10 protein-coding genes are annotated in these 9130 nt (G+C 67.4%); 4 read left to right on the top strand and 6 right to left on the bottom strand.

Annotated elements, in window-relative coordinates; all coding sequences use genetic code 11:
* Nucleotides 1-206: 206 nt before the first annotated feature.
* Together VEG08_02430 and VEG08_02425 are read right to left on the bottom strand one after the other, a co-directional pair.
* Nucleotides 207-680: a hypothetical protein gene (locus VEG08_02430; GenBank protein HXZ26835.1), complete on the bottom strand. Its 474-nt coding sequence runs from the start codon at nt 678-680 to the stop codon at nt 207-209.
* Nucleotides 681-754: 74 nt separating this feature from the next.
* Nucleotides 755-1807 carry a BON domain-containing protein gene (locus VEG08_02425; protein ID HXZ26834.1) on the bottom strand — a complete coding sequence of 351 codons (1053 nt, stop codon included), beginning with the start codon at nt 1805-1807 and terminating at the stop codon, nt 755-757.
* A gap of 236 nt (nt 1808-2043) precedes the next feature.
* Here VEG08_02425 and VEG08_02420 point away from each other — a divergent pair, with 236 nt between their 5' ends.
* Nucleotides 2044-2604, top strand: a complete 561-nt coding sequence (locus tag VEG08_02420; GenBank protein HXZ26833.1) for a hypothetical protein — start codon at nt 2044-2046, stop codon at nt 2602-2604.
* Nucleotides 2605-2617: 13 nt separating this feature from the next.
* Here VEG08_02420 and VEG08_02415 read toward each other — a convergent pair whose 3' ends face one another.
* Nucleotides 2618-3802: a PilZ domain-containing protein gene (locus tag VEG08_02415; GenBank protein ID HXZ26832.1), complete on the bottom strand. Its 1185-nt coding sequence runs from the start codon at nt 3800-3802 to the stop codon at nt 2618-2620.
* A 201-nt stretch (nt 3803-4003) separates the two neighbouring features.
* Here VEG08_02415 and VEG08_02410 point away from each other — a divergent pair, with 201 nt between their 5' ends.
* Nucleotides 4004-4363 carry a hypothetical protein gene (locus VEG08_02410; protein ID HXZ26831.1) on the top strand — a complete coding sequence of 120 codons (360 nt, stop codon included), beginning with the start codon at nt 4004-4006 and terminating at the stop codon, nt 4361-4363.
* A gap of 13 nt (nt 4364-4376) precedes the next feature.
* Here VEG08_02410 and VEG08_02405 read toward each other — a convergent pair whose 3' ends face one another.
* A complete protein-coding gene (locus tag VEG08_02405; GenBank protein HXZ26830.1) occupies nt 4377-5444 on the bottom strand; it encodes a potassium channel protein in 1068 nt (355 codons plus the stop codon).
* A gap of 185 nt (nt 5445-5629) precedes the next feature.
* On the opposite strand from VEG08_02405, the gene VEG08_02400 reads away from it, so the two are divergent.
* Both VEG08_02400 and VEG08_02395 read left to right on the top strand, forming a co-directional pair.
* Complete coding sequence (locus VEG08_02400; protein HXZ26829.1) at nt 5630-6259, top strand: molybdenum cofactor guanylyltransferase; 630 nt, start codon at nt 5630-5632, stop codon at nt 6257-6259.
* On the top strand, nt 6256-7086 hold the full coding sequence (locus VEG08_02395; GenBank protein ID HXZ26828.1) for an ATP-binding cassette domain-containing protein: 831 nt from the start codon (nt 6256-6258) through the stop codon (nt 7084-7086). Before VEG08_02400 ends, VEG08_02395 begins: the two co-directional genes overlap by 4 nt.
* Nucleotides 7087-7645: 559 nt before the next feature.
* Here VEG08_02395 and VEG08_02390 read toward each other — a convergent pair.
* Nucleotides 7646-8290 carry a riboflavin synthase gene (locus VEG08_02390; GenBank protein HXZ26827.1) on the bottom strand — a complete coding sequence of 215 codons (645 nt, stop codon included), beginning with the start codon at nt 8288-8290 and terminating at the stop codon, nt 7646-7648.
* 62 nt (nt 8291-8352) lie between these two features.
* Nucleotides 8353-9130: RibD family protein (locus VEG08_02385; protein ID HXZ26826.1), on the bottom strand; the 778-nt coding region annotated here is incomplete at its 5' end.

Genomic DNA, 9130 nt, shown 5'->3' with positions numbered 1-9130 from the left:
GAGGCCGCGCGCCGCCAGTTCCTCGTCCGTGAAGGCGCGCCGCGGCAGCCGGTAGATACACACGTTCAGGAAGCTCCCGAACGCCAGTCCGAAGAGAAAGATCACGATTGCGAGGATGGGATCGCCCGGATGCACGCCGCTCGTCAGGTCTCAGGGGGTGGGGCCATTATATGTCGCCGCGGCAGGTTTCCGGCGTGGCCGGGCCCTCACGGATTGCGGAAGCGCAGCAGGTCGCCGGGCAATGCGTGCCTGGCGGGGCCGGGGGGCGGCAGGATGCTGGTCCAGACGGTCGCGGTGCGGTTGACCAGTCGGGTCTCTGCCGGCAGGTTGCGCCAGCCGCCTTCCGTCTCCTCGCGCAGGTTCACCGCGAATCCCAGGAACTCGTCGGGATCGCCCTGCTTCCACTCCAGTAGCGAAGCCTCCAGGGCCTCGCTCAGCGCCTCCGAGGGGAGCAGGCAGAGGATCCAGTCGTGGTCGGCGTCGATGGCGTAGGCGCCGCCCTCCACCCCGGGCACCGCGCGGATCACCTGCGCGCCGTGTTGGCGCGCCACCTTGCGGGTGGCGTCGCGGGAAGCGTGGTCCACCACCAGGATCTGGTCGCAGGGGCGCAACGAGTCCAGCGCTCGCCCCAGGCGGGCAGCGTCGTCGAAGGTGTGCAACAGGGCCGTGATCTTGGGCATGGACGTGTGGCGCGGGCCGGGCAAGAAGAACAGGGCCGGACACAGTCGCGTCCGGCCCGGATTGTATCGCGCCGCTACTGCGGGGGCTCGCCGGAGTCCGGCGCGCGCCGCTCGCTGTGCGCCCACGGCCGCACTGCCACCGGTTCCTGCAGGCGGAAGGCGAGGACCGCCTCGGCATCCACTTTGACCTGCTGGCCCTTGGTCGCGCCCTGCACGGCGGTGCCCGCGCCCGCGCCCGCCACCGAGCCGATGGCGGCGCCCTTGCCGCCGCCCGCGATGGCCCCGATCACCGCACCCAGCACGGCGCCGCCCCCGATGGTGGCTGCGGTACGCTTGCCGCGGGAGTTACCCTCGCGCGTGTACTGGTCGGTGACCAGGGTATAGGCGTGGCCGTGGAAGTTCAGCCGCGTCAGTTCCAGGGCGATCTGCGACTTCCCCGCGAAGTGCCCTGCGCTCTTGTCCTCCGCTACCCGGCCGGTGACCTCGGCGCCCGCCGGCACCACCACCCGGCCGTCCACCTCCAGGGGGGAATCCAGGTTGGCGCGGAAGGTGTCGCCCACCGCGTTCTTCTCTGAGTCGATGCCGTTCAACATGCGGACATAGAGGGTCGTGCCCGCCGGGATGGTCACCGGCTCCGGCGCGGGAGGCGCGGGGGTGGGCGCTGGGGCCGCCGGGTAAGCCTGCTGCGGCTGAGGCTCGGGCACTGGTTGTGCCGCCGGCGGGGCCGCCTCCTGCGGCGGGTCGGCTTCGGCGGAATGGGCCACTGCGCGACGCAAGCGCGGTCGCGCCGACTCCTCCGGTGGCTTGGGGAGGGCCGCGACCGCGGTTTCCGCGCTCACCGGCTGCACCTGCAGGTTGTTGATGACCGTCCTCACACCCGGAACCAGAGCGGCGTCGTCAGAGGCGGTCAAGCGCTCGCTGTCGCTGCTCACCGTGCCGTTCAGGGTCACGATGCCGTCTTTGGCCAGCACCTGCATGCGCTGGCTGCTGACGCGGGTATCCGTAGCCAGCTTGCTCTGTACGTCGCTGGCCAGCTGGGTGTCGCTAGAGGTGCGCGCGCAGCCGGTCGCCAACACCAGTGCCAGCACCGCCGCCGCCGCGATGAAGAGGGAGTATCTGCTGTTCATGCAACGGTCTCCTGGGACGAGTGGCGGCTATGGACGATTAGATGCGTCCCCCATCCCAGGTTTTGCCTGTCCCGCCCGACCTGCGCAATCAGCCACATCGCAGCCAGAATTGATCCATTACTTGAATCGAAAGGACGAGCCGGCCCACTCGCTGGAGTGGGTACTTTCGTCATCTGCTTCCCGGCTGGCGAGGAGTGCGAACGGCGGTACAATCGGCAGCACGGTGGGGGTGGATATTGGCGAAAACCAAGTTCGGTTGGTTCTTTGTGCTGGCAGCGATGGTGGTGTGGACGGCAGGCCCCTTGGTGGCGCAGATGGCCTCCGGTCTGTCGGTGGCGGACGCGGCGCGCGCCAACCAGCAAGCCAAGACGGGCGGCAGCGATCACGCCAGGGTTTACACCAATGAAGATCTAGGCGGCGCAGCCGGGCCCGCCAAGGGCGCTTCCAGCGACGCCCCGGCCTCCGCAAAGGGTCCCGCCGGCGGGCAGCAGAAGCTGGACGCGGAAGCGCAGAAGCTGCGCGGCCAGATCCTGCAGCAGAAGCAGCAGGTGGCCCGTTTGCAGCAGCATCTCGATCGGCTACAGGAGATCGCCGGCGAGCGCGCCAACCTGGCCACGCCCGCCCCGCTCACGCCGCAACTGTGCGCCAGCGAGCCCGAGCGCTGTGAGGGCAAGCGCCAGGCCGCCCTTGACCTCGCCCGTACCCAGCCGCAGCTCGCGGAAGCCCAGCACAGGCTCCAGGACATGCAGGACAAGGCGCGCAAGCAGGGCTATAGTGCCCAGGTGTGGGATCCGTAAATCGCTTCCTTGCCTATCCCCGCACCGGCAGCGCGTCGCAGAAGCGGCGGATGACGCGGCGTTGCGCCGCGTCCAGCGCCACGAACTCGAAGCCGTAGTAGTTCTCGGTGCGGTGACGCACTTCGGCGTGCATGCGCAGCGGCTCTTCCGAGTGCGGCAGGGTGAGCTGCAGCAGCACCGGGTCGCCCAGCAGGAACTCGCCCTCCATCTCTCCTCCCAGGCCTTCCTCGCTCAGGTCCTCGCAGCGGCCGCGCACCACCACCACCTTGCCGCCGCGGATGACGGCCGCCAGGATGCGGCCCTCGGTCTCGCCCCGCAGCACGGTGCGAGACTTGTCCTCGCGCCAGCGCCGGTGGGCAAGAGCGGGCGCCTCCGGCGACACCACCTCGATCTCCAGCTCTCCCTGCAGGGCGGAGGGCAGTTCGGGGGTGGGTTCCTCAGCCGGGACCATAGGCACCGGCGGCGGGTTTTCCACCGGCCTGGGTTCCGCCGGCTTGGCGCCCACCAAGGCGTCCTCGGCCTGGGTGATGGTGGCCCGGGCCAGCAGCCACTTCTCCAGCTCGGACTGTGAGTCCGGAGGCAGGATGGTGAACTGCAGTCCTGCCCGCCCGAAGGCGTCCACCCAGGCCACCTGACCCTCGCCTTCCAGGAAACTGGTGTTGCCGGGCAGGGCGAAGCGCAGGTGGACCTCGTGGCGCAGCGCCAGCGGCTCCATGGTCTTGATGGCCATGCCGCCGGAACTCAGGTCGAGGATGGTGGCCTGCAGGTCCTTGACCCTCTCAAAGCTCAGGTACACCCGCGAGTCCATGGGGTGGCGGAAGTGACGGCGTCGCTCCCGCATCATCATGCCGTGGGCGGCGCGCAGGCTGCGCTTGGCGCGCTCCACCGAAACCGGCTTGTAGAGGACGAAATTGGCGCCCAGCTCGAAGGCCTGGCGCACGCTCATGTTGCCGGTCAGGATGGCAAAGACGATGGAGCGCTGGTTGGTGCGCGAGCGCCGCACCGCCTTCAACAACTGTCCCGAGCCCTCGATGTCGCAGTCGGCAAAGACCCCGTCGAACTTGCGCCGCGCCAGCAGCTCCATGGCTACGTCCGCCTGGGAGCAGTGCTCGAAGCTGATCTCCAGCTCCTTCAGCAGGCGCTGCAGCACCTTGACCGTCTTCGAATCGTCACTCAGGACCAGCGATTGCAGTTCCATCGGAGCAGATGCCGATATTAGCCGCCCCCCCGGAGAAATCAAACCCCTTTGATGCCGCTATTAACACCAAAGTCACCCCGGCGGGTTACGGTCTTAGGGAGGGGCGGCCGGAAGGACAGTGGCCGCCCGCCACTCCGCAGCGAGGTCCGGGTTTCGTTTTCCCGGGGGCTATGGTAGAACTTCGCCGGGACCCTGAACTCCATGCCTATCCAGGTCGAGCGCAGCAATTTCGATCCCCAGGACGGCCGCTACCAGTACTACGTGGCCTTCAAGGGGAACACCAACCGCGAGGAGGCCGAAGTCCACCACCGCGTTCCCATCGAGGTGGCGGTCTCCGTCTCCGAGACCGGCGACCTCGCCGACCTGAGCTTCGAGGTGCCTAAGAAGTACCGCAACGAGGTCGCCCTCACCTTCATCAAGCGCGAGGCCCCGCAGGCCCACTACGTGGATCCCCGGGTCTTCGTGGCCATCCCCGGGCTCACCGGGGACGCAGTGCTGGCCGCGGTGGCCAATCTGGAACTGGACGCCGCCGGCCGCATCATCGGCATGGACATCCACTGACCCGCCGCCCAGGTCAGGTCTCGGAACCCGAGAGCACGGGCTGGTCGTGCTGCGCCTCATGCCGTGCCCGCCGCAGTTCCGTCATGTCACCCATCACGATGATGGCCGCGCCCGCCAGCAGGGTGAGGGAATCGGGCGGATTGGGCAGGAACTGCATCTCCCGGCCCTCCTGCGCGACCTTGACCGCCAGCACCAGCAGGTTGAAGCGGTTCCGCAGGTCGACCTGCTCCAGGGTGCGGCCCGCCCAGGGCGAGTGCCCGCCCACGTCGATCTCCTCGATGCGCAGGGTGCGCGACTGCTCCCGCAGCATCAGATCCAGGAAGCTGGTCACGTGGGGGCGCAGGGCCTCGCTGGCCATGCGCAGGCCCCCGATCTGGTCGGGGGAGACGGCGGCGTTGGCCCCCGCCTTGAGCATGCGGTCCGCGTACTTCGCGTCCGAGTAGCGGGCCACGATGCGCACCCGCGGGTTCTTCTGCCGCACCATCACCGTGATCACCAGGTTGTCCTTCTCCGAGGCCACCGCCGCGATCACCCCCTTGGCGTGCGCCAGCCCCGCCCGGTCCAAGGTCTCCTCGTCAGTGGCGTCGCCTACCAGGTAGAGCATGTCCTTGAGGTTCTCGTGGTGCCCGCGGAACTTCTCCACCGGCTCTTCACTGGTCTCGATGACCACGTAGGGCGTGCCCGTCTTGTGCAGTTCTTCGACGGCGTAGCGGCCGGTGCCGCCCAGGCCGCAGACGATGAAGTGCTGCCGCAGTTCGCTGATGCGCTTCTGCAATTTGCGCCTCCAGAAGATGTTGCTCAGTTCGCCTTCCACCAGGAAGGCGGTCACCGCGGAGAAGACGTACAGCGTGATCATGACCCCGACCATGATCACGAACATGTTGAAGACGCGCAGCGCGGGACGCCCGGCGGTGGAGACGATCTCCCCGTAGCCCACCCCCGCCAGCGTGATCACCACCATGTACAGGGAGTCGAGCAGGCTGGTGCCCGGTGGGCCCAGCGCGCGGTATCCGTCCACCGCCACCCCGATGAGCAGGAGCAGGAGAACGACGGCGTACAGTAGCCTGCGGCGGATGTTCATGGGCCGTCTTTGGGGTCCCCGTCCGCGGCGCCGGAGCGCGCTTCAGGCGTGGTTTCTGGCTGGGAGCGGGGAAGCGAGCGCGATTGTAGCATGCAGAAGCATCCAGCACTCAGCCGCCAGCATTCACCCCTCTGCGCTTCCGCCGATGGCCCTGGCTCGGCTGAGTGCCGAGTGCTGACTGCGGAATGTTTTACACTGTCCCCGTGACCCAGCCTGCCACCGATCTCTCCGCCTTCATCCTGGCCGGAGGCCGCAGCACGCGCATGGGCGCCGACAAGGCCTTCCTGGAGTTCCAGGGCGAGACCCTGCTCTCCCGCGCGCTCTCCCTGGCTCGCTCGCTGGCCACGGAGGTCTTCCTGGTGGGCGAGCGCGACCGCTTCGCCGCCTTCGCCCCGGTGATCGAGGACCTCTACCCCGACCATGGGCCTCTGGGCGGCATCCACGCCGCCCTGAGCGCCTCCGCCAGCGAGTTGAACCTGGTCCTGGCGGTGGACACCCCGCTGCTCACCTCCGCCCTGCTGCGTTTCCTGGTGGAGCAGGCGCGGGCATCCTCCGCCGTGGTCACCGTCCCGCGGGTGGCCGGAGGCTACCAGCCGCTGTGCGCCGTCTATCGCCGCCCTTTCCGGGAGACCGCCGAGGCCGCCTTGCGGCAGGGGCGTAACAAGATCGATCCCTTGTTCTCCGCGCTCCCGCTGCGCGTGCTGGAGGAAGAAGAGCTGGCGCGGTTTGAATTTCTCCCCGAGATGTTCGACAATCTCAACACACGGGAAGACCTGGAGCGCGCCGCCCGCCGGCGCGAGAAGCGAACACCATGAATGATCTGAGCCGGAACCCGAGTTCCCCGGGCGAATCGCCCAAGCCCTTCATCGAGTTCAAGGAGGTCTCCAAGGCCTTCGGCGAGAACCGGGTGCTCGACCACGTCAGCTTCGACGTGGTGCCGGGCGAGACGGTGTGCATCCTGGGGCGCAGCGGTGTGGGCAAGTCGGTCTCGCTGCACCACATCATGGGCTTCCTCAAGCCCGACGCCGGCCGCATCTGGGTGGCCTACGAGGACATCACCGACTACGCCGAGCCCGACCTGCAGCGCATCCGCAAGAAGGTCACCATGGTCTTCCAGAACGGGGCCCTCTTCGATTCGCTCACCGTGGGCGAGAACGTCGCATTCCCGCTGCGCGAGCGCCGCGACCTGGACGAAGAGCAGATCTACCAGGTGGTGGACGGGTTGCTGGAGATGGTGGGCGTCAAGCAGTACCGCGAGCTGCTGCCCTCCGACCTCTCCACCGGGATGAAGCGCTCGGTGGCCATCGCGCGCGCGCTTTCCGCCCAGCCCGACTGCATCCTCTACGACGAGCCCACCACCATGGTGGACCCGCTCATGGCCCAGCTTCTCGGCGACCTCATCAAGAAGCTCAAGTACCAGCTCCGCTTGACCTCCATCGTGGTCACCCACGACATGCGCCTGGCGCAGAAGCTGGCCGACCGCGTCATCTTCCTGCACGAAGGGAAGTGCATCTTCTTCGGCCCGGTGGAGGAGATGGAGCGCAGCCAGCACCCCATCCTGCAGGAGTTCTTCAACCTCGACGCGCTGGTCGTTCCCGGCAAGCTCCAGCCGGGCGATCCCGGCTATGCCGCCCGGCCCTAAGTCGCCAGGAGAACTGGAATGACCCCGCGCTTCGCACGTCTGTCTCCCCCGATTTTGCTGCTGTCCTTGCTCTGTGCTCCACCCGTCAGGGCGTGCATGTGCAGGAGTCAGCCAACGTCCTCCCAGGCTTTCTCGAATGCTGCGGCCGTGTTTGTCGGCAAGGCCATCGAGGACCCAGACCGCAAGATAGTGGGGTGGATAGTGCTCTGGAACGGGCAGAGACATCCACTTCAGTCCCCCACTCCCCGTGCCGCAGGCGCGGCTGGTCGGTCATTCTTCAGCTTCCCAGGGGTTCATATCTCCGTCGAGCAGGTCTACAAGGGCGACGTTCACGGTACGCTGGCTGTGACCCAAGGCTCTTGTGATTATCCCTTCAAAGAGGGCGAAACGTATCTCATCTATGCCGATTCCGTTGGCAGCGCCTGGGTCTGGGTGAGCGCTTGTGGCCGTACCAGGCCGCTGCGGCTAGCTGGCCATGAGATAGATTCCGTGGAAGCCGCGGAAAAGCACTGAGAGTAGACCGCAATGCTCACACGGACTAGAAACTAGAAACGAGAAACTAGAAACCCTCAGAGATCAGCCGCTCCAGCGTCACTCCGCCGGGCGCTTCCTCGCCCCGCAGCATCTTCTCCGCGTACTTGGCCAGGACGTCGGCTTCCAGGTTCATCGGGTCGCCCTTCTTCAGCGAGCGCAGGTTGGTCATCTTCCAGGTGTGCGGAATGATGGCCACGGTCAGCATCGTGCCCTGGATCTTGGCCACGGTCAGGCTGATGCCCTCGATGGAGATCGAACCCTTGAAGGCCACGTACTTGGCTAGGTCTTTGGGCACCTGCACCTTGAGCCAATAGTCGTCGGCGCCGGGGATGCGCTCCAGGCCCAGGAACTTGCCCACGCCGTCCACGTGTCCCTGGACCACGTGCCCGCCCATGCGCTCGCCGTACTTCACCGGCAATTCCAGGTTGACCAGCGCGCCCGGGCGCAGGCGCGCGAAGGAAGTGCGGGCCACGGTCTCGGCGGCCAGGTCGAAGCGCACCCGGTCGCGCCCGATCTCGATCGCGGTCAGGCACACGCCGCTCACCGCGATGCTGGCGCCCTTCTTCAGCTCCTTCACCAGCTTGCGCGAGCCCACGGTCAGCCGCTGCGTGCCGTGCCGCTCATCCAGCTTGAGCACCTTGCCGACTTCTTCGATGATTCCTGTAAACATGCCTTCATCCTACGAGATTGTCATTCCGAGCGCAGCCAGGAATCTGGGTTCTGTTCGTCCGATCACCCGATCACCCGATCACCCGATGTCCCGATCGGTTCGTAGGGATCGCGTAGATACCCCTCCACCGCGAAGTCCTCCCCGAAGCGGTGCAGGGTGAAGGAGCGCAAATGCGCGGCCTCGCTCATGCGCTGGAAGCCGGCGCCGGTGGCGAAGGGCACTGCACCCGTCCCCGCCAAGATGCGCGGCGCGTAATAGAAGAAGATCTTGTCCACGAGATCCGAGGCCAGCGCCGCCCAGTTGACCAGCGCTCCGCCCTCGATGAGCAGGCTCAGGATCTCCAGTTCGCCCAGGCGCGCGGCCATCCTGCGGACGTCGGGGCGGCCGTCGCGCGAGCCCAGCTCCACCTGCTCCACGCGCACGCCGCGCTCCTCCAGCGCGCGTTTCTTTTTTTCCTCGGCGAAGGAGCAGAAGACCAGCACGTCCTGGCGGCAGGTCTTGACCAGGCGCGATTCCAGAGGCAGGCGCAAGCGTGAATCCAGGATCACGCGCAGCAGCGGCCGCCGCCGCGGCTGTCCGGTGCGGTCGGTGAGCAGCGGATCATCGGCCAGGATGGTGCCCACGCCCACCAGGATGGCGTCGGAGGCGTGGCGCAAGTCCTGCACGTGCGCGCGCGCCGCCTCGCTGGTGATCCAGCCGCTGATGGAGCCGGCCGCACCCGGGCTCCCGGGCTCGCCCGGCGGGGGTGCGATCTTCCCGTCCAAGGTCATCGCCGCCTTGAGCGTGATCAGCGGGCGCCGGTCCCGCACCCAGCGCGCGAAGCTTTCGTTCAGTCTGCGT

This window comes from Terriglobales bacterium (assembly GCA_035624475.1).
GTDB lineage: Bacteria > Acidobacteriota > Terriglobia > Terriglobales > Acidobacteriaceae > DASPRL01.
Note: the sequence above shows the minus strand (reverse complement) of the source record. Positions and strands in the feature narration are given on the sequence as shown.